General features: G+C 59.1%; 22 protein-coding genes. 15 read left to right on the top strand and 7 right to left on the bottom strand.

Annotation, left to right across the window (positions count from 1 at the left end):
• Positions 1-29 precede the first annotated feature (29 nt).
• The 4 genes from VOI22_RS15895 to VOI22_RS15880 are packed head-to-tail and all read left to right on the top strand — an operon-like array spanning position 30 to position 4304.
• A complete protein-coding gene (locus VOI22_RS15895) occupies positions 30-920 on the top strand; it encodes a class I SAM-dependent methyltransferase (RefSeq protein ID WP_323797432.1) in 891 nt (296 codons plus the stop codon).
• A 9-nt stretch (positions 921-929) separates the two neighbouring features.
• Positions 930-1709, top strand: coding sequence for a WbqC family protein (locus VOI22_RS15890; protein WP_323797431.1), 780 nt, complete (start codon positions 930-932; stop codon positions 1707-1709).
• Positions 1678-2316, top strand: coding sequence for a pseudaminic acid biosynthesis-associated methylase (locus tag VOI22_RS15885; RefSeq protein WP_323797430.1), 639 nt, complete (start codon positions 1678-1680; stop codon positions 2314-2316). Before VOI22_RS15890 ends, VOI22_RS15885 begins: the two co-directional genes overlap by 32 nt.
• A 14-nt stretch (positions 2317-2330) precedes the next feature.
• Positions 2331-4304: a tetratricopeptide repeat-containing glycosyltransferase family protein gene (locus VOI22_RS15880; protein WP_323797429.1), complete on the top strand. Its 1974-nt coding sequence runs from the start codon at positions 2331-2333 to the stop codon at positions 4302-4304.
• Here VOI22_RS15880 and VOI22_RS15875 read toward each other — a convergent pair.
• Both VOI22_RS15875 and purE read right to left on the bottom strand, forming a co-directional pair.
• Complete coding sequence (locus VOI22_RS15875) at positions 4291-5364, bottom strand: 5-(carboxyamino)imidazole ribonucleotide synthase (protein ID WP_323797428.1); 1074 nt, start codon at positions 5362-5364, stop codon at positions 4291-4293. The genes VOI22_RS15880 and VOI22_RS15875 overlap by 14 nt on opposite strands.
• Entirely contained in the window at positions 5364-5861 is a 498-nt protein-coding gene (gene purE / locus VOI22_RS15870; protein ID WP_323797427.1) for a 5-(carboxyamino)imidazole ribonucleotide mutase, read from the bottom strand. Before purE ends, VOI22_RS15875 begins: the two co-directional genes overlap by 1 nt.
• A 169-nt stretch (positions 5862-6030) precedes the next feature.
• Here purE and VOI22_RS15865 point away from each other — a divergent pair, with 169 nt between their 5' ends.
• Entirely contained in the window at positions 6031-7260 is a 1230-nt protein-coding gene (locus tag VOI22_RS15865) for an aminotransferase class III-fold pyridoxal phosphate-dependent enzyme (RefSeq protein WP_323797426.1), read from the top strand.
• On the opposite strand, the gene VOI22_RS15860 is transcribed toward VOI22_RS15865, so the two are convergent.
• Both VOI22_RS15860 and VOI22_RS15855 read right to left on the bottom strand, forming a co-directional pair.
• Positions 7253-8146, bottom strand: a complete 894-nt coding sequence (locus VOI22_RS15860) for a hypothetical protein (RefSeq protein WP_323797425.1) — start codon at positions 8144-8146, stop codon at positions 7253-7255. The genes VOI22_RS15865 and VOI22_RS15860 overlap by 8 nt on opposite strands.
• Before the next feature lie 17 nt (positions 8147-8163).
• Positions 8164-8370 (bottom strand): YdcH family protein, encoded by a 207-nt coding sequence (locus VOI22_RS15855; RefSeq protein WP_028467380.1) that lies wholly within the window; start codon positions 8368-8370, stop codon positions 8164-8166.
• A gap of 91 nt (positions 8371-8461) precedes the next feature.
• On the opposite strand from VOI22_RS15855, the gene VOI22_RS15850 reads away from it, so the two are divergent.
• Genes VOI22_RS15850 through VOI22_RS15840 form a run of 3 tightly spaced genes read left to right on the top strand, consistent with a single transcriptional unit; the run spans position 8462 to position 11083 of the window.
• Positions 8462-9031, top strand: a complete 570-nt coding sequence (locus tag VOI22_RS15850) for a TIGR02444 family protein (protein ID WP_323797424.1) — start codon at positions 8462-8464, stop codon at positions 9029-9031.
• 11 nt (positions 9032-9042) lie between these two features.
• The gene (locus VOI22_RS15845) at positions 9043-9732 is read left to right on the top strand and encodes a DUF2848 domain-containing protein (RefSeq protein WP_323797423.1); all 690 of its coding nucleotides are present in this window, start codon (positions 9043-9045) and stop codon (positions 9730-9732) included.
• Between the two features lie 4 nt (positions 9733-9736).
• A complete protein-coding gene (locus VOI22_RS15840; RefSeq protein ID WP_323797422.1) occupies positions 9737-11083 on the top strand; it encodes an amidase in 1347 nt (448 codons plus the stop codon).
• A gap of 3 nt (positions 11084-11086) precedes the next feature.
• On the opposite strand, the gene VOI22_RS15835 is transcribed toward VOI22_RS15840, so the two are convergent.
• Positions 11087-11776, bottom strand: a complete 690-nt coding sequence (locus VOI22_RS15835; protein WP_323797421.1) for a COQ9 family protein — start codon at positions 11774-11776, stop codon at positions 11087-11089.
• Complete coding sequence (gene def, locus VOI22_RS15830) at positions 11773-12336, bottom strand: peptide deformylase (RefSeq protein ID WP_323797420.1); 564 nt, start codon at positions 12334-12336, stop codon at positions 11773-11775. The genes VOI22_RS15835 and def overlap by 4 nt, the downstream gene beginning before the upstream one ends.
• 240 nt (positions 12337-12576) lie before the next feature.
• Here def and rpsU point away from each other — a divergent pair, with 240 nt between their 5' ends.
• Complete coding sequence (rpsU, locus tag VOI22_RS15825; RefSeq protein ID WP_028467376.1) at positions 12577-12780, top strand: 30S ribosomal protein S21; 204 nt, start codon at positions 12577-12579, stop codon at positions 12778-12780.
• Positions 12781-12883: 103 nt separating this feature from the next.
• On the opposite strand, the gene VOI22_RS15820 is transcribed toward rpsU, so the two are convergent.
• On the bottom strand, positions 12884-13588 hold the full coding sequence (locus VOI22_RS15820; RefSeq protein WP_323797419.1) for a TIGR00266 family protein: 705 nt from the start codon (positions 13586-13588) through the stop codon (positions 12884-12886).
• Positions 13589-13723: 135 nt separating this feature from the next.
• On the opposite strand from VOI22_RS15820, the gene bmt reads away from it, so the two are divergent.
• From bmt to VOI22_RS15790, 6 genes are all read left to right on the top strand, one after another.
• Complete coding sequence (bmt, locus tag VOI22_RS15815; RefSeq protein WP_323797418.1) at positions 13724-14749, top strand: betaine--homocysteine S-methyltransferase; 1026 nt, start codon at positions 13724-13726, stop codon at positions 14747-14749.
• A 330-nt stretch (positions 14750-15079) separates the two neighbouring features.
• Complete coding sequence (locus VOI22_RS15810; protein ID WP_323797417.1) at positions 15080-15901, top strand: phosphoadenylyl-sulfate reductase; 822 nt, start codon at positions 15080-15082, stop codon at positions 15899-15901.
• 206 nt (positions 15902-16107) lie between these two features.
• Positions 16108-16941 (top strand): ferredoxin--NADP reductase, encoded by an 834-nt coding sequence (locus tag VOI22_RS15805; protein WP_416366258.1) that lies wholly within the window; start codon positions 16108-16110, stop codon positions 16939-16941.
• Between the two features lie 225 nt (positions 16942-17166).
• The gene (locus VOI22_RS15800) at positions 17167-17694 is read left to right on the top strand and encodes a hypothetical protein (RefSeq protein ID WP_323797415.1); all 528 of its coding nucleotides are present in this window, start codon (positions 17167-17169) and stop codon (positions 17692-17694) included.
• Between the two features lie 147 nt (positions 17695-17841).
• Positions 17842-19269 (top strand): circularly permuted type 2 ATP-grasp protein, encoded by a 1428-nt coding sequence (locus tag VOI22_RS15795; RefSeq protein ID WP_323797414.1) that lies wholly within the window; start codon positions 17842-17844, stop codon positions 19267-19269.
• The gene (locus tag VOI22_RS15790) at positions 19269-20210 is read left to right on the top strand and encodes an alpha-E domain-containing protein (RefSeq protein ID WP_323797413.1); all 942 of its coding nucleotides are present in this window, start codon (positions 19269-19271) and stop codon (positions 20208-20210) included. The genes VOI22_RS15795 and VOI22_RS15790 overlap by 1 nt, the downstream gene beginning before the upstream one ends.
• Position 20211: the final 1 nt, after the last annotated feature.

The following is a 20211-nucleotide window of genomic DNA, read 5'->3' as shown; positions in this document are numbered from 1 at the left end:
AATGGTTTGGAAATGAAAGGCTCAGAAGATTGAGCGACTACAGTACAAAACCAGCTCCCAAATACGGGCATCGCGTTCTTGACCCGATGCCGACGCGGGAAGATCTCGACCGTTTTTATGCGGAACAGTATTACAAGCTCATAAACGAAGGTGAACTCGCCTCCGACATTGCGCGGGCCAACCGCGGCGGCGACGAGGCGGCAGACCAGGAAAAATGGCTCCGGGAAACCGTCCACAAAGACATCATCGACATTCTTCTGGAATTTGCGCCCGGCAAACGGGTCGCCGAAGTCGGGTGCGGACTCGGCGAGCTTGTCAACGACATGAAACAGGCCGGGCTTGAACCGCTCGGCATCGATTTGGCCAGCGATGCAGTTGAAGCGGTAAAATCCAAGGGACTGGACGCTCTCGAAGGCTCTCTGGATGGTCTGTTTGAGGATGGAACGATCAAGCCCGAGAGCCTTGATGCGGTGGTCTTCAACAATGTTCTCGAGTTCACCCACGATCCAGCACACAACCTAGGGACTGCATCCAAGATACTGAAGCCCGGAGGTGTTCTGATGGTCCGTGGCGGAAACGACTTCAACGCACTGCAGATGGCGGCGGTCGATTCGCTCGGCCTTAGGGAATGGTGGGTCTCAGCGCCAGGGCATATCAATTACCTCACCTTCGATGCCGTTGAGGCCATGATGCACGATGTCGGGGTCATGCCCTTCCATAGGCATGGCGAGTTTCCGATGGAGCTATGGCTTCTTCTCGGCTTTGATTATATTTCAGAGCGTGCGCTCGGTGCCGATTGCCACAACCGGCGTGTCGCGTTCGAACGATCTATCCCGACCGAGGTCCGCAGGCGGCTTTACAAAGCCTTCGGGCAGGCCGAGCTTGGACGGACAATGGTTATCGCCGGGAGGCGTTCCTAGGAGATGACGATGCGTGTTGCGATCATGCAACCGACATGGCTCCCCTGGATGGGATATTTCGATCTGATCGACCAAGTCGACCAGTTCGTCTTCCTCGATACCGTGCAATTCTCCAAGCAATCCTGGCACTGCCGCAACCGAATCAAAACCAGCCAAGGCAGCAAGTGGATTTCGCTGCCTGTTTCCGCCCGATTTAGCGAAGGCACCAGTCTCGACACTGCGATTGTTCACCCTGAACGCCGCATGCGGAAATTCGCAAAGACCCTGCAGCAGGAGTATGCGAGCGCTCAGGCCTTTGATAGAGAATTTCCGGCATTGGCAAAGCATTTGTCGTCCATTTCTGACAGCGCCTGCCTCGCGGACGTAAATATCGCTTTCATCCACTTCGCGATGGAGCGTCTGGGGATCACCACGGAAACAGTCCGCGCTCAATCTCTTCCTAAATTCGATGGCCGCGTGATGCGCCTGATTGAGATTTGCCGTCTTTATGGCGCCGATACCTATGTCAGCGCTCCCGGCTCCGCCGACTATATTGGACTCGATGGCATAAAGCGTTTCGAAGAGGCTGGCATCGATGTGGTGTTCCAGCGCTACGATCACCCGATTTACCCTCAGTGCGGATCCGGATTCCTAGGCTTCATGTCAATCGTAGATCTGCTACTGAATGCCGGAGAACAGGCCGGAGCGATACTTCGCTCTGGTCACCGTGATCCGATACCAGCCCGTGAATTCTTCAGTGTTTCCAGGAGTGAGTCCGGTGGACGAGAAAACAATTACGGCGCAGCTTGATACGTGGCGGGGCCGGTTCGGCGATGCCTATGCAGAACGCAATTCCGCAACAGCCGAACGTGTGCGCGACTACACTCGCGCCTACGCGAAAATGTGGGAGTGCATGGCTGCCGACCCGCCCGCTTCCATTCTTGAATGCGGCTGTAATGTCGGCATCGCCCTGCGCGCCCTGTCGAACATTACCTCCGCTGAACTCCATGCCATCGAGCCGAATGCCAAGGCCCGGGCGAAAGCAATTGCAGCTGGCGTAACGGCCAAAGGCAACATCGTCGAAGGGTGGCTGCAATCAATTCCGTTTCCAGACCGTCATTTCGACATGGCGTTTACATCTGGTGTTTTAATCCATGTAGAGCCGGATTCCCTGGACAGGGCGCTTTCTGAACTTGGACGTGTCGCAAACAAGTACGTGCTGATGACCGAGTATTATTCCAAGCATCTTCAGGAGGTCGAGTATCGCGGCCAGAACGAGATGCTCTGGAAAGCCGACTACGGTGAGCTCTTCATGAAACAGAACCCCGACTGGCGCCCCATCGAAGCCGGGTTCTTCTGGGATAAGCTGACCGGGTTTGGCGATTCAAACTGGTGGGTTTTCAAGCGCGAAGAATAACAAGGCTCCATATCATGACACCGGCGGCAGGCACGATGAACCAGGAAACCGGAAATCTCGAGCAACTGTTCGCCGAAGCGATCGCACAGCACGAAGCCGGACGCCTGGATCAAGCGCGACCTATTTACGAGAAACTCCGTGCGTCCGTAGGGCCGAACCCGGATATATTACACCTTCTGGGCACGCTTTATTTCCAGCAAGGCTCGCCTAATAGGGGAGCTCACCTCATCCAGCAAGCGATTGTTCTGCGGCCCGACCCGGCGTCCTATTATGATCATTTCGGCAGCGCGGTTCGCGCCGAGGGCAGTCCGAGTCTTGCTGCATCGGCCTACAGACGCTCATGCGTCCTTAATCCCGTTTCCGGCACTGCGTTCCTGAATGCCTCTATCGTCGCCCTGGAGATGGGACACCCCGAGATTGCTCTCACAAATGCAGAGCAATCTGTCCATCTCATGCCGGAAAATGCCGACGCGTGGTTGAGGTTTGGTTGCGCTCTTCACACGAACGGCAAGCTCGAAGACGCAGTCAGAGCGCTAACCCAGGCTCGTGACCTATCCCCAAGCACGGTCGAGCCCTATTTCCATCTGCACACCATTTACCAATCTCTCAAAGACACTCCGGCTGCTGATCGCGCAGCCATGCAGGGCATCCTCCTGAACCCACAACGCCACGAGATCTATGCCAATTTTCGGAGCGGTGACATTTCAAACGTGACTGGGTGGGAGAGTATCGTACCGAAACGACTAGCAACCATTCTCCAACCCATTTCGGCAAGAACATGGAACCAACTTTCTGCCGAATATTATGCGGATCTGAACTACCAAGCATGCACCGACGCATCGCGTCGGTCAGTTATTTTAGCTCCAGAGCTTGGCACCGCTTATAATTCTCTCGGCACTGTAACCTACCAGCTCGGTGCATTCGAAAACTCTGTCCGAATATCCCGCAGAGGATTGGTGGTAGAGCCCGGTTTCGCGGATATGGCCTACAATCTCTCCCTTTCCGCATTTTGTCTGCAGGATGTAGAAATCGGATGGCGCTATTGGCCATACCGACTTGCCATGAAATCGTCTCCCAAAAGAATTGGTCTGCCTCCGCATCGAAGTAACGTCACCACAAAACCAGATCATTTGCTCGTCGCTTCCGAACAGGGGATTGGCGATGATATCCGGTTTTTGAGCTGCCTTCCGGATCTGCTGAAGGACGTGGACACCGTCACAGTGGAAACCGATGTGCGACTGCACAGTTTCCTGAAACGAACTTTCCCGACTCTCAATCTGATCGACAAACAGCTTCGCCCAGGCCCGCATGGAGAAACCACATACGACTACACCTTGACCACGCAGGAACACGGGTTCACACACTACCTTTGCAGCGGGGATCTGCCCGCACTCTATCGCACACAGCGCGTTAGCCAACCGGATCGGCCCGGCTATCTAAAAATGGATAGTTCCGAGAGGACCAAATGGCAAACCCGTCTGAATGAACTAGGTAACGCGCCTTACCTCGGCGTCTGCTGGCGAAGCGGCACACTGATAACCTCACACCGATCTATTCACTACAATACTCTCGACGAACTTATTCGGAGTATTCCTGCAGACGCATTCACGCTGATAAACCTTCAGAACGGGGATGCAGGCGAAGAAATCGAATCTGTTCACGCCAAATATGGCGTGACCATTCATGACTTTCCCGATCTCGATCAAACAAAAGAACTCGACCGGGTCGCAGCGCTGATGTCCTGCCTGGATCTCGTCATAACGCCTTCAACGGCAGTGCTCGCGCTCGCTTGTTCAGCCGGAGCGCCTTCCATCGGATTGGGTAAAGCCTACTTCTATTTCGGCGACGAGTGGGACCCACTTTTCCCGAACCACTATCCCATTATGAAGCCGTCAGATCCGACATTTGTTCCTGACAGGCCGCAACGGGTCGGCACTGCTGTACGCTATTTCCTAAAGCACGGAAAACTTCCGATCAGGAAATCTTGATTCGGTTCACGTGTCCCATCTTTCGGCCCGGGCGGGCTTCCGCCTTGCCATAGAGATGCAACTTCGCGTGCGGCTCGGCGGCGATATCCAGCCACTGATCAGCTTCATCGCCAATCAGGTTCTGCATCACCGTCGGGAACAGTACGTCCACTGGCCCCAGCGGCAGCCCGGTCACCGCGCGCACAAGCTGTTCAAACTGGCTTGTCGCACAGCCATCCTGCGTCCAGTGTCCCGAATTGTGAGGACGCGGCGCGACTTCATTCACGAGAACGTCGCCCTCTTCCGTCACAAACATTTCGACAGCCAGGAGCCCGACCAGCTCCAGGCGTTCCGCCAGGGCAACGGCCGTGGCTCGGGCGGCCTTTTCCGTCATTTCAGGAATTTTTGCCGGCACGGTGCTGGTGCTTAGAATGTGATCGACATGATGGTTTTCCGCCACGGGGAAAGCCAATGCCGTACCGTCGATGCCGCGCGCCACAATGACGGAAACTTCCTTGTCGAAAGAAACGAAGCCTTCCAGCACCGCATCGCCTGTCTTCAGTGATGCCCAAGCCGCCGCAAGATCCGTCTCCGCCGTGATCTTGACCTGACCTTTGCCGTCATAGCCGAAGCGGCATGTCTTGAGGACCGCCGGGCGACCGATTTCGGACACAGCATTGCGTAATTGGTCAAGATCGGTGACATGCCGGTAAGGTGCAGTGCCCGCCCCTGAATCGCGCGCAAAATCCTTTTCGGCAACGCGATGCTGAGAGACCGCCAGCACACTCGGCCGTGGCCGGACCGGCGCCAGTTTCGAAAGGCGCTGCACAGTATCGACAGGGATATTCTCGAATTCATAGGTAATGACATCGACAGCTGCGGCGAATTCCGCCAGCGCCGTCTCGTCTTCATAGGAAGCGACAGTGGTCTTCTCGGCCACCTGTGAGGCCGGACTGTTTTCTTCCGGTGTGAAGATATGGCAGCGATAGCCAAGCGGTGCCGCCGCCAACGCCGTCATGCGGCCGAGCTGACCGCCGCCGATTATCCCGATGACGCAGCCGGGAGCCAGAACGTCAGACATCAGGCATCCACCGGCACGTCACCGACCGACTCAGTCTGCGCCTTGCGCCAGGCATCCAGCCGGGCATGCAGCTTTTCATCCTCGTTAGACAGGATCGCGGCCGCAAGCAGCCCCGCATTCTTTGATCCGGCCTTTCCAATAGCCAGAGTTCCAACTGGTATGCCCCCGGGCATCTGGGCAATCGACAGCAAGCTGTCCATCCCCTTGAGCGCCTTGCTCTCGACCGGAACCCCCAGCACCGGGAGCGTCGTCTGCGCGGCCACCATGCCCGGCAAGTGCGCGGCGCCGCCAGCCCCTGCAATAATTACCTTGAGGCCCCGTTCCCGCGCCGTCGCGGCATAGTCCGCCATGCGAGCCGGCGTCCGGTGCGCGGAGACAATCCGGGTTTCATGCGGGACGTCGAGGGCATCCAGAATGAGCGCGGCTTCCTTCATGGTCTCCCAGTCAGACTGGCTGCCCATGATGATACCGACAAGAGGGGTCGCGGCATTGGCCATATACGCATTCCTGCTTCCGTCACGACCCCAGCCCGAAAGACGGGAAAGGTCAAAGAAGCGCGGCATTATAGGAGCGAGGCTTGCAGTTACAAGCTTGGACTGACGACTTCCGCCCGCTCCGGCTTCATGCTTCAGTCTTGGCACCTGATATTCTGGGGAGGCAAGCCCAATGACAGCACTTCCAACACGGGATGCAACAGCCTTCCTGCATCAAGCTGGCTCCACACCGGTCGACCATGCCTTCATCTCTTGCGAGGGTGCCTGGGCGACAGACGAAACCGGCCACCGGTTCTTGGATTTCCACGGCAACTCTTGCCACAATATCGGCTACCGGCACCCAAGGCTGATCGCCGCCCTGAAAGAACAACTCGATACACTCTGCTTCACCCCACGGCTTTTCACTTCCGAGCCTGCCGTAGAGTTGGCGGAGATGCTGGCCGCCCGCTGGCCTTATGGCCCCGCGAAAGTACTGCTTGGCACCTCCGGTGCCGATGCCATCGAAATGGCCCTCAAGCTCGCCTATACCGCAACCGGCCGGACCAGAACTGTCGCTTTTGACGGAAGCTGGCATGGGGCTGCTCTCGGCGCGCTCTCGGTTGGCGGGACGACCGGCGAGAAAGACGGTCTGCCCATGCTTGAAGGCTGCCATCACGCCCCCTCCTATTGGCCACGGCGGCAGGAAGAAGATCCGGAGACAAGCGCCCGGGATGCGCTCGCCGGCCTGAAACAGATCCTTGAACGCAACCAGATCGCCGCGCTGATCGCGGAGCCGGTACGGTCCACCGGACAGACGGCACCCGACTGGTTCTGGCCGGAGATCAGAACGCTTTGCGACCGCGCGGGAACCTTATTGATCTTCGATGAAATCCCAACGGGCCTCGGCAAGACCGGCCGGTTTTTCGCAAGCGATCATACCGGCGTCGCGCCGGACATGACGGTACTCGGAAAATCTCTTGGAGGCGGCGTTCTACCGCTCTCGGCGGTGATCGCCAGAGCAGAGCTTGATGTCGCCGGGCATCTCGGGGTCGGACATTATACGCACCAGAAAAACCCGGTCCTTGCCCGCACCGGGATCGAGACCTTGCGGATACTCGACTCGGAAAACCTGATTGCAGCGTCTGAGAACAAAGGCTGTGACGCTTTGAAAGCGCTGGAACAAATGACAACGGAGGCTCCGGCATACGAGACCGCAATAGGCCTCGGGCTCTCCATGGCTGTCGCCTGCACAAATCCCGATCAACTAAAAGACCTGAAAGATGCCTGCTACAGGCTCGGCCTCAATACCGGTGCAGCCGACGGACGTCTTCTCACCCTGTCGCCGGCTCTCACCATTTCAGAGGATGAGCTTGCCAAGGCCACCGAAATCCTTCGGCGTGCCAGTCTTGAAGTCGTTAGCTGACGCCAGTTCCATTGCGTTGCGGATCGTAAAGCAGCCAGGTCTTCACCTGCTCAGACCGGCCGAGAACATCAATGCTCTGCGGTTTTGATTTGGTCTTGCCCGACAGGTGGAGAATGCCAAGCGGGCGGTGCGGAATGCCCGGCTCGACAAATTGGGATATCCCGGGATCGAAGGCGGGAAGCGCCATGCTGGCCAGCCAGTTGAACTGGCTAGGCAGGAAACAGCGCGGATGATCCCCAGCATAGACAACGTGATTGAGCGACATCTGGTCTGCAAAAAAGCCAACATGTCGCTGCAAAGCATCCCTCAGCTTCTCTGCCCACAAGTCCCAAAGCGGATGCGCCGACGGCATCGAAAAGACCCCGCAATTCAGGACCGGGTTATAACCAACCCTCTTTGCGACATCGTGTCCGAAGAATTGCGCCTGCTGGTCAACGGTCCAGCGGACATAAGCCTTGAAGTCAAAACAATGCTCATAGGCCCGGTCCATCTCCGGGGCTATATTGAGGTCGCCACGGCGCGCGCCTTCAATGAGCCAGTCAATTGCCCACCAGTTCTGAACCCAAGCATCCGCGTCAATCCAGATATAGACGTCATAACCCGGAAAATGATCGCGTAAGAATGGTCGGGAGGTCATTGCCTTGAAGCCGTCTCCAACCTTGGTTGGGTCGCCATCCGGCGGTACGAAATCGATATCCCAGCCGGGCGTCACGACACTTGCACCGTATTCGGAGAGCTTTTCCAGATTTCCGGCGGAGAGTCCGAGGTTCAGATAACCGATATCGATATCGCCCTGCTGCTGGTCGCGCACCGAGCGCAGCAAACATTGCGAGATCGGAAAGAACCGATCCTCTCCGGCCGTACAGATGATGGTTTTGACACTCACTGCGCGGACCGCCCCGGTCAGGCGATGATGTCGGGCAGCAGTTCGCTCTCAAGCCTGATCATCTGATCCTTCAGGAGCAGCTTGCGCTTCTTCAGACGCTGGATCTGGAGCTGATTGAACGGACCGTCTTCCGCAAGACGTGCGATCACGTCATCAAGGTCCCGGTGTTCGATCTTCAGCTCTTCGAGCCGGCGGGACAGTTCTTCGCGGTCCTGTTCCAACAAGGCATTCCGTTACAATTTGTATGTGAGACGGTCTGTCATATCGCAAAGCACAATAGTTTGGTAGGGCGCTTTTGCATGCTAGACAAGACGGATGAGCGTGCCTGACACCCCATTCTGGACCTATTCACTCGCGACCTATAGCCGGAAAGACGTGGCCGCCGGATGCCTGGCACTGCAGGACCGCTTCGGCCTCGACGTGAACCTTATCCTGCTTTGCTGCTGGCTGGGCTCCCGCGGGACGGCTCTGGACAGGGCTAAAACCGATCAGGCCGTTGCTCTTGCCGGAGAATGGGCGGACCCGGTAATAGCCCCCCTGCGTGCGGTCCGCCGGCACCTCAAGCCCAGGACCGCTGACGAGCACATCGCGAGCTTCCGCAAACAACTTGCCGCCCTTGAGCTCGAAGCGGAACAAATCCAGCAGCATCGGCTTTTCGAATGTTTCTCCGCTCTTCCTGCCGATCCAGCAGCAGCACCTCTCCCGACAACCGCCAATAACCTCGCGCATTACCTGAGCGTTTTCGGCCTCTCCACGTCCGGACAACAACTTGAGCAGCCGCTGCGTGAAACTCTTGTAAAACTGCTCGTTGCCGTCTTTCCCGAGGCTGCGGAAGCGGATATCGTTTCGTCTCTTGCCGTATCGGCTACCGATCCGACGATATAGGGAGTTCGTTCATGCGCGACGGCGCCACGGTTACGCTTCGATTTGAGAAACCCGATGGCGGAATGCTTGCCGTCACTGTGTCCAACCTGATTGTCGGCGGCTGGACCGGCCGCGATACGGACGCGCTCCAGCATCATATCGACGAGCTCAAAGCCATCGGCGTTACGCCACCGAGCGAAACGCCGCTTTTCTACCGCAATGCAGTCAACGTGCTGATGCAGGACGACGCCATCCAGGTTGTCGGGCCGGATACATCGGGCGAAGTCGAGGCCGTGCTGATCTCCACTGATGAAGGCATCTGGGTCACGGTTGGCTCCGATCACACGGACCGGGCCGCCGAGACTTATTCGGTCGCCGGCTCGAAACAGATGTGCCCTAAAGTTCTCGCCCGGGAGGCCTGGCCGCTCGATGATCTGCTGGATCACTGGGACGATCTCCGGCTGAGAGCCCGCGCGACCATTGATGGCACCGAAGTCCTCTATCAGGACGGTGCACTCGCGGCCATGCGCCGCCCGGAGGAAATGATGGAACTATATGCCAATGGCGCGCTGCCATCCGGATCTGCCATGATGCTCGGCACCTTCGCCGCCATCGGCGGCATCCGTCCCGCCAGCCGCTTTGCCATGGAGATCGAGGACCCGGTTCGCGGCGTCACGATCTCCCACGCTTACAACATCCATTCCCTGCCACTTGTGAGTTGAGCCCATGTTTGCCCCCCTGAAAAACCTCGCCGCCGATCTTGCTGCCGGAAAGACAAGCTCTGAGAAGCTGACCGAGGAAGCGCTGACCCGAATCGGAGATGCAAAAGGTGAAGGCGGCAGGGCCTACACGGATGTTTTCACCGAAGCCGCCCGTGCCGCAGCGAAGGCAAGCGACGCTCTTCGCGCTTCGGGCGTGGTGCCTTCCCCACTCGCAGGCATCCCAATCTCGGTGAAGGATCTGTTCGACATCAGGGGCCGCGTCACGATGGCCGGGTCCGTCGCCCGCAAGGACGAACCCGCCGCCAATGAGGATGCACCGGTTGTTGCCCGGCTCCGCGCTGCTGGTGCGGTGATCCTCGGCCGCACCAACATGACCGAATTCGCCTTTTCCGGCCTCGGCCTCAACCCGCATTACGGCACACCGAAAAACCCGTTCGACCGGGAGACCGGGCGCATTCCGGGCGGCTCCTCCTCCGGCGCAGCGATCTCCGTCACCGATGGCATGGCCGCCGCCGGCATCGGCACGGACACCGGCGGATCCGTCCGCATTCCCTCCGCCCTGAACGGGCTGACCGGCTTCAAGCCGACCGCCCGCCGCGTGCCGACGGATGGGGCCTTCCCGCTCTCATGGGCACTCGATTCCATCGGCCCGCTGGCCCGCTCCGTTGATTGCTGCGCGTTGCTTGATGCCATCATGGCCGGTGAAGCGCCGTCGGACGTCACGCCGCTTTCGGTCAAGGGAATGCGTCTGGTGGTGCCGGGCACCATGGTGATGGACGACATGGACGAGCATGTCGCCAAGACATTCGAGGCCGCGCTGGACAAGCTGTCGGCTGCCGGTGCGCTGCTGGAAGAGAAGAGCTTCGAATGGCTGCTGGAAATCCCGGCCTCGAACAAGGCCGGCGGATTTGCCCCGACCGAGGCCTACGCCATCCACCGCGAGCTGCTGTCCCGCAAGGAAAGCGTCTATGACCCGCGCGTGGCCACGCGTATTCAGGGCGGCGCCAAGATGGCGGCAGCAGATTACGTGATCCTGAGCCGCCGCCGGGTGGAAATTCAAGCCGTCGCCAATGCCGCGACGCGGGGTTACGACGCCGTGCTGATGCCGACCGTGCCGCAAATCGCCCCGAGCATCGCCAGCCTGGAGACCGACGAGCACCTCTACCACACCATGAACCTGCTGATGCTGCGTAACCCGTCGCTCGGCAACTTCCTCGACCGCTCCGCCGTCTCCCTGCCCTGCCACGAAGCAGGCACGGCACCGGTCGGCCTGATGGTCATGGGCGAGACGATGGGTGATGCGAAGACCTTATCAGTCGCCGCCGGCATTGAGGCTGTTCTGGAGAAATAAAGCCTACCGCGCCCCTGCAAAGGGGGACCGCCGTTTCGGGGCGCAGTCTTTCAGCGCCTCGAACGGGTTCTTCAGCTTCGCGCCGGCTTCTTTCAGACGCCCGGTCAGTTTCGGGATCTGCATGACGTTCTGGATTCGGCGATCCAGGAACGACCAAGTCTCCGCGTAGTCTTCCGACGTATCGTTCAGCCAGAATAGCAGTGTCGAGGAATACACCGCCGCGAGCAGCCCGCGCTTTGTGTAGAAATTGTAGTCAGTCGCGGTATCTCCCGCTGCCTTCCAGATTGCATCGACTGTCTTGTAGAGGCTGCGGGTGCCAAGGCCGCCATGACCGGGGATGGCGAGATAAGCGAGGGTCCGGCGAACGGCTTCCTTATGCGGAGCCGCCTGCTCCAGACGGATGCGCACGGCAGCGGCAATGCGCTCGCGGATTTTCATCGCAGACGGATTCCGACTCTGGAAGGCCTGCACCATATCCCGGTCCGCCCGGTCGAGAAAATGGCCGATACAGTCCGTGACACCGGCGGGGAACAGACGATCAAGCTCGGCGATTGAAATGTCTGCATCCTCGGCGCCGTGACGCAGGGTCTTGCGACTCCAGCCGTCGAACATGACATGCGGCAGGATGCAATCGAGCACCCGGTCACGTTCCGCCTCGCGTTTTTCCAGCACGGAATCGGTGTCTTCGGTCATTTTCCGTCTCCCCGAATGTCGTCCGGCGACGCATCGACCGCCGCCTGCAACAGTTCCTCGCCATAGCCGAAGCGGCGCATATCCGTCATCCGCTCGGGATAGAGAATGCCGTCAAGATGATCGACTTCATGCTGAACCACCCGTGCATGAAAACCTTCCGCCTGACGCAATACCTTCTCACCCTGAAGGTCGAACCCCCGATAGGCAATCTTCCGATAGCGCGGCACTTCGCCCTTCAATCCTGGAATCGACAGACAGCCTTCCCAGCCAAGCTCCATCTCGCCGGAAAGCGGCTCGATCTCCGGATTGATGAGGACCTGCAGCTCCAGCGGCCCGTCGTTCGCCGCCGCCGTTGCCCGCTCGCCCGGCACCTTGAAAACGATTATCCGCTTCGGCACACCGATCTGCGGCGCCGCGAGGCCGACGCCACCGGCTGCCGTCATCGAGTCGGCCATGTCTGCGGCAAGGGCCGCGATCTCTTCTGAGGCCGGATCCGGAATTTCATCGGCCCGGCGCCTGAGCACAGGCGCGCCCATGCGTACGATCTGTTGAGCTGTCATGCCTTGGATATAGAACCCTCTCCCCAATTGGTAAACTCTCGGCTATAATGTGAGCGCGTCAGATTGGCGCCGAGAACAGATTGCAAAGCCGCCATGCAAAAGCCGCGTGATTTATGCACGCTGGGCCTTTGCAAGCGGCAATCTCTTGTGATACACACCGCGTTCTTGTCCCAGGGGGGCGAATTTTCCCGGGGCATTCTGCGTTCTGAATTCGCACAATTGTTTTGGAGGTCGGGTTTCGTGCATGTAACGGTCCGCGATAACAATATTGATCAGGCACTGCGCGCGCTTAAGAAGAAGATGCAGCGCGAAGGTGTCTTTCGGGAAATGAAGCTGCGCCGCAACTTTGAAAAGCCGTCCGAAAAGCGGGCACGCGAGAAGGCTGAAGCCGTCCGCCGCTACCGCAAGCTGATGCGCAAGCGCATGGAGCGTGAAGGCTTCTAGAGCTTCAGGGCTTCGCCGCTCCGGCGGCAGACTACCCGATCCAAACACGGAACCGCCCTCGCATGCCGAGTGGCGGTTTTTGTGTTTGTAGAATTTCTCTCGGTCAGTCGTCCTGTTTTGGCATCAGCCGCGCCAGCGACATGGCAAGCTCTGCAATCGGCTGGGTCTGCACGATGACACGGCCGGGGCCTGTGACGTGCGTCACGAAAATTCCCTCACCACCGAACACCAGGTTCCTGATGCCTTTCTGGAAAGCGATGTCGTAGTCACACGTACCGGAAAAGCCGACGAGGCAGCCGGTATCGACGGTGATCCGTTGTCCGGCGGCGAGTTCACGCTCCACCAATGTGCCGCCGGCATTGAGGAAGGCGAGACCATCTCCTTCCAGCTTCTGCAGGATCAGTCCCTCGCCACCGAAGAAGCCGGCGCCGAGTTTGCGGGTAAGTGCGATGGAGACATCGACGCCGCGGGCGCTGCAGAGATAGGCGTCCCTCTGACAATAGAAGAGGCCCCCATTCTCGCTGAGGTCCATGGCGCGGATCTGCCCGGGCATGGAGCCGGCGAAGGATACATCCTGCCGCTTGTCGCCTTCATTCACGAAATAGGTCAGAAACAGACTCTCGCCGGAGAATTTGCGGAACAGGCCGCCAAGTAGACCTCCGGACAGCTCCGTGGTCATTTTGATGTGCTGGTCCATCATCACCATGGCGCCGGCCTCGGCCTGCACGGCCTCTCCGGGATCCAGCGTCACCGTCAGAAGCGGGGCGTGATCCCCTTCGATCCGGTAGTCGATAACATCGGCGGCCATGAGAACTCCTGTCGGTGCGGATAAACCGGCGATCAACGACACATAATGTCGGCATGTGCGCAATCAACGTGATTACAATCCGGTATTGAGACCGATAATGCTGCCCTAAACAAGTCCAGCTTCGGGACTACCGCCATGACCAATCTGCTCTCCGAACTGCTCGCCACCCGCCCCTGGCTGCTGGCCGATGGCGCCACCGGCACGAACCTGTTCGCGCGCGGCCTGCAACATGGCGACGCGCCGGAGCTGTGGAACCTGGAAGAGCCGGAAAGGGTCCGGGCGCATTACCGGGACTTCATCGAGGCGGGCAGTGACATCGTCCTGACCAACACATTCGGCGGCACGGCGAACCGGCTGAAGCTGCACAAGCTGGAAGACAAGGTCTACGAGATCAACAAGGCAGCCGCCGAACTGCTCGCGGCCGAAATTGCCGAGAGCGGCCGGACGATCGTCAATGCGGGCAGCGTAGGACCGACTGGCGACCTTTACGAGCCGCTGGGCCCGCTTACCATAGAAGACGGCAAGAACGCCTTTGCCGCCCAGATGCACGGCCTGAAAGATGGCGGCGCCGATGTCGCCTGGATCGAGACCATTTCCTCCGAAGAAGAGCTGACGGCGGCACTCGATGCTGCGGATGAGGTCGGCATTCCGGCGGTCTGCACACTCTCGTTCGATACCAATGGCAGGACCATGATGGGCATGACACCGCAACGCCTCGTCGCGATGGTGCATGCGCGCCCCGTAAAGCCGATCGCCTTCGGTGGAAATTGCGGCACCGGGGCATCTGATTTGCTGGTCGGCCTGCTCAGCGCCCACGACAGCCTCGCGCCGGATGATGTTCTACTGTCGAAGGCCAATTGCGGCATCCCGGTCTTTGAGGATGGCGCGGTTCGCTACAACGGCACGCCGGAACTGATGCAGGCCTATGCCAGGCTCGCTGTCGATCTGGGAGCCCGGATCATCGGCGGCTGCTGCGGCACCACGCCGGAGCATGTCCGTGCCATGCGGCAGGCACTGGAAAGCCACACCAAGGGCGATACGCCCGACATGACGGCCATCGTCGCGGCTTGCGGCGTTCTAACAGGCGCCACCGCCGAGCTTCTGGGCGACGGAGAGAGCAAAGAATCTTCTCGCCAGCGCCGTGGTCGCAGACGGAATTAATCCGGCGAAAGCCGATCCGGGAACGGTTCGGTTTATTTAACTTTCCGGCCTTTTCAACACGTTGACCCTCCCCTGCACCGTCCTTACCTTCAGGATCGGAACGGATAACCATTCCCGCGGGATTTGACAGGGCAGCTTGCATCCGCGTCACCAACTGCTAAAGCGCCACGGGTGCGTTCCCGTGGGCCCGAACCGAGTGGCGGGCATGCCGCGTTCTGCGCGGTCTTGCATGACCTGAGCGATGAAACAGGCGGATGATTTCCGTCAACGGGCCGTCTTGTCCGATTGCTGAGGCACGCCTGCGAGCGACGCTGGAAGGATAGAACGAGCATGGCGCAAGCAATCGAACGGATACACGAGGACAATACGGGCAGGTATCACCGGGCCTGGGATCAGAGCGAAGCCGAAACGGCGGCCCTGCATCGGCGGCTGACCGAGAGTTACGGAAATCTGAGCGAGCAGGACATGCTGTCCGCCCTGACCGAAGAGGAATTTCCCGGTCGCAGCGCCGTGATCGCTTCCTTTGGCACGGAATCCGCCGTACTGCTGGATATCGTCGCCTCGGTGAACAAGAACCTGCCGGTGATCTTCATTGATACCGGTAAGCATTTCGAAGAGACCCTGCGCTACCGGGACCAACTGGCTGCCCGGCTTGGCCTGACCGATATTCGCAACGCCACCCCGTCGACCGCACTGGTCCGGCGTCAGGACAGGGATGGCACGCTCTGGCAGACCGACCCCGATGCCTGCTGCAACCTCCGCAAGGTGCTGCCGATGCGCCAGGCCATCCAGCCGTTCGGGCTGATCATCACCGGCCGCAAGCGCGCCCATGGAGGCCTGCGCGCGGAGATCGAGATGATCGAGCAATTCGGCGAGCGCATACGCCTCAACCCGCTCGCGGACTGGGACTCGTCCCGGATCGATGCGGAATTCACCGTTCGCGATCTGCCGCGCCACCCGTTGCAGGCGCAAGGGTACAGCTCCATTGGCTGCGCGCCCTGCACCGCCCCCGCCGCCGCGGATGGTGACGTCCGCTCGGGCCGTTGGGCACAGTCCGACAAGACGGAATGCGGCATTCACTTCAATGCCGATGGCTCCGTGAGCCGCGACGGGCCGCAAGACCGGAACAACCGGGATCAGGCAGCCGCCTGATCCTCTTTCAACCATCTCGCAGCCATGCAATGGCACGGACCGTGGGTCCCACCCTGCATGGAATGATTGATCCCGGCGACCGCCAACGCTAGAAAACGGCGGTCGCCGCCCTTCCAACGGGCCGACAGAATTCAGGCCGCCCGGTCATTACCGGCGGTGCCGGTGCCAGCCGGCCCTCGCAACAGGTGAGCAGGTAAATGAACATGATGGACAGTCACGCGGCGGCTCCCGCCAGCGCCGAAGAGCGCAGCACCGGCGGCTTTCCGATTCCAGACGGCGTCTTCGCGGAAACCGTGACCGAGGTGCAGCACTATACGGATCGCCTATTCCGCTTCCGTATAACCCGACCGCAGAGCTTCCGTTTCCGCTCCGGCGAATTCGTCATGATTGGGCTGCCGAACGCGGAGAAGCCGGTCTACCGGGCCTATTCCATTGCCAGTCCGTCTTGGGATGAAAATATCGAGTTCTACTCGATCAAGGTTCCGGACGGCCCGCTCACCGAGCATTTGCAGAAGATCCAGCCGGGCGACACCGTGCTGATGCGCAAGAAGCCGACAGGCACGCTGGTCAATGACGCGCTGACGCCGGGCAAACGGCTCTACATGTTCTCCACTGGCACCGGCATCGCGCCTTTCGCTTCCGTGATCCGCGATCCGGAGACCTACGAGAAATTCGACGAGTTGATCCTGACCCATACCTGCCGCGACGTTGCCGAACTGGATTATGGCAAGGAGCTGGTCGCCTCCCTGAAGGCAGACGAGGTTTTTGGCGAACTCGCCCAGGCCCAGCTCACGCTCTACTCCACCACAACCCGTGAAGAGAGCCCGAAGATGGGCCGCATCACGGATCTGATGGAAAGCGGAAAGCTTTACGAGGATCTCGGTGTGCCGCCGCTCAATCCGGAAACGGATCGCGGCATGATCTGCGGCTCCATGGCCATGTTGAAAGACGTGAAAGAGCTCTGCGAGAAAGCCGGCCTGACTGAAGGCGCGAACAACAAGCCGGCCGAATTCGTGGTCGAGCGGGCGTTCGTCGGCTAGCGACACGCTACATTCCGGCGCCATGTGGCGCCGGAATAACTGTAACGACCAGCTCAAAGTTCCGAAAATTCCAGCGTTTGACCGTGCCCTATTAAGCTCGGCTTAATACTAGGTTTGTAGAATGGGCTTGCCCGCTCAAAAAGCTGGCCCACGTTATGAACCAGATATGAGCAGAAGCACTCAGGTGGTGGCATGATTAAAGGATGGAACTTGGTCGGGACTGGCATGGGATCTTACAGGCCGTACGCAAACAACATCGAAGAAGACGATGATGCGCTGGTTTTCATGGATGAAGACCCGGACGTCGAAGACGGTGTCGATTCCGATCCAGAAAGCCAGATGCCATGGCGCATCCTTATTGTCGATGACGATGCCGATGTACATCAGTCGACACTTTTCGCGCTTGGCGGAGAAACGATGCTCGGCCGTCCGCTGCATTTTCATCACGCATATTCCAGCGCCGAAGCGATCGACGTTCTGGGCAAATGCGACGGTATCTCGGTCATCCTGCTTGACGTGGTAATGGAGACACCGGACGCAGGCCTCAAGCTGGCGCATTACATCCGCGAGACACTCGATCAGGACGATATCCGGATCGTTCTGCGTACCGGTCAGCCGGGTTTATTGTCCGAGCGGGAAGCCAAAGAGAATGACGAGATCAATCGGTATGTCCTGAAATCGCAGATCACCCGATCGTTGCTCATGGATGTGGTTGCCACTGAACTTCTTGAGTATCTGGGCTCGGAATCCTAACGAACCAGCCCAGAGGATGCCTTGGAAAACTGCGACTTTTCCAGGCAGGAAAAAGCCACCCAAAACCGACTCTGACAACGCAATTATCGCCCACCGGGAATCTTCGCACTTGCGAAATACCCAGATAAATTGCTCTAATTTCGGACAATGTCAGAAAGCAAAAACGATTACGACGAGATGTTCGGTGGCGCAGGCGATGTCCGCGAGCCGTATCGAGAGTACTATGACTGGGTCAACTCAGAGGACCCGGGTCAGCTACTCAGAAAATCGGTAGAAGCGGAAACTTTTTTCCGCCGTACCGGCATCACCTTCAACGTCTATGGCGATGTGGAGAACACCGAACGGCTGATCCCGTTCGACGTCGTTCCGCGCATCCTGTCGGCGTGGCAATGGTCCAAACTGGCGCGCGGTATCGAGCAGCGTGTGCGGGCTATCAACGCGTTCCTGTACGATCTCTATCACCAGCAGGAGATCATCAAAGCCGGGCGCATACCGGAACGGCTGATCGCCGAAAACAGCGCGTTCGAGCCAAAGATGATCGGGGTAAATCCGCCAGGTGGCGTCTATACCCATATCGTCGGCATAGATCTGGTGCGCACGGACGACAACGAGTTTTTCGTGCTTGAGGACAATGCCCGCACGCCTTCCGGCGTCTCCTACATGCTGGAGAACCGGGAAACCATGATGCAGATGTTCCCGGAGCTGTTCTCCCGCATACCGGTGCAGAATGTCGGCGACTACCCGAAGAATCTTCGGCGCACCCTCGCCCGCTCTGCTCCGGACGCCTGTAATGGCCGGCCGACCATCGCGGTGCTCACCCCCGGCATCCACAACTCCGCCTATTTCGAGCATTCCTTCCTCGCCGACCAGATGGGCGCGGAACTGGTCGAGGGGCACGATCTGCGGGTGATCGACGGCCGTGTGGCCATGCGCACTACCAGAGGCTACGAGCCGATCGACGTCATCTACCGGCGGGTCGATGACGAATATCTCGACCCGATGAATTTCAATCCGGATTCGATGCTTGGCGTGCCTGGTATTCTTGATGTCTACAGATCCGGTGGCATCACCATCGCAAACGCGCCCGGCACAGGCGTCGCGGACGACAAGGCCGTCTATTCCTACATGCCGGATATCGTCCAGTTTTATACGGGCGAGACACCGATCCTGAAGAATGTCGATACCTGGCGCTGCAGCGAGCCGGATTCGCTCGCCTATGTCCTCGACAATCTGGAAGAGCTGGTGGTCAAGGAAGTGCACGGCTCCGGCGGCTATGGCATGCTGATCGGCCCGGCCGCCAGCAAGCGCGAAATTGCCCGGTTCAGAAAGTTGCTGAAAGCCAGGCCGGAAAACTACATCGCCCAACCAACCCTGGCACTGTCGACAGTGCCGATCCTGACCAAGGCCGGACTTGCACCGCGCCACGTCGATCTTCGCCCGTTCGTTCTGGTCTCTCCCGACCGGATCGACATCACGCCCGGCGGCCTCACCCGCGTTGCCCTGAAAAAGGGCTCTCTCGTGGTGAATTCAAGCCAGGGTGGCGGGACCAAGGACACCTGGGTGTTGGAGGACTGATGCTCGGAAAATCCGCAGGCGGCCTGTTCTGGATGTTCCGCTACCTGGAGCGCAGCGAAAATCTCGCGCGTCTTCTGGAAGCCGGCTTCCGCATCGCCCTCACCCGCTCCAGCGCGGCAACCAGCGAATGGCAGTCCGTGATCGCCACAGCTGGCGTCACCGAAGGTTTCATTGCCAGCCACAGCGAATACAATGCTCCGAACGTTGTCGATTTCCTGCTCCGTGATCGCAGTAACACCTCAAGCGTCCGCTACGTCATCGAGCAGGCCCGGACCAACGCGAGACTGGTGCGCACCGCGCTGACCCGGGAGGTCTGGGAGGCAACGAACGAATGCTGGATGGTGCTGGACCAGATTCTGCAACGGCCGATCCGGGAACGGGACCTGCCATCCGTTCTGGCCACCATCAAGCAGCAGAGCACCTTGGTGCGCGGCACACTCGTCGGCACCATGCTGCGAAACGATATCTATAACTTCGCCCGTCTCGGCACATTCATCGAACGGACGGACAACACGGCACGTATCCTGGACGTGAAATATTACGTCCTGCTGCCATCGCTTTCCCATATCGGCTCGTCACTGGACAATGTGCAGTGGGAGACGATATTGCGCTCCGTTTCTGCGAACCGGTCCTATCGCTGGCTGAACGGCGAGGACATCAACCCGACCAGTATCGCCGATTTCCTGATCCTCGACCGGTCCATGCCCCGCTCCATCGCGCATTGCATGGAAGAGATCGTAGACAACCTGGATCAGCTCTCGGAACGTTATGGCGAACGCAGCATATGCGCGGATCAGGCCACCGAGATGTTCAGCAAGCTGGACAGACGTCCCATTGACTCTATCCTAGCGTCCGGGCTGCACGAGTTTCTGAAAGGTTTCATTCAGGATACCGGACAGCTCAGCGGCCAAATCGAACAAGATTACAGATTTTATAGCTGAT

The sequence above is a fragment of the Nisaea sp. genome (genome assembly GCF_034670185.1).
GTDB lineage: Bacteria > Pseudomonadota > Alphaproteobacteria > Thalassobaculales > Thalassobaculaceae > Nisaea.
Note: the sequence above shows the minus strand (reverse complement) of the source record. Positions and strands in the feature narration are given on the sequence as shown.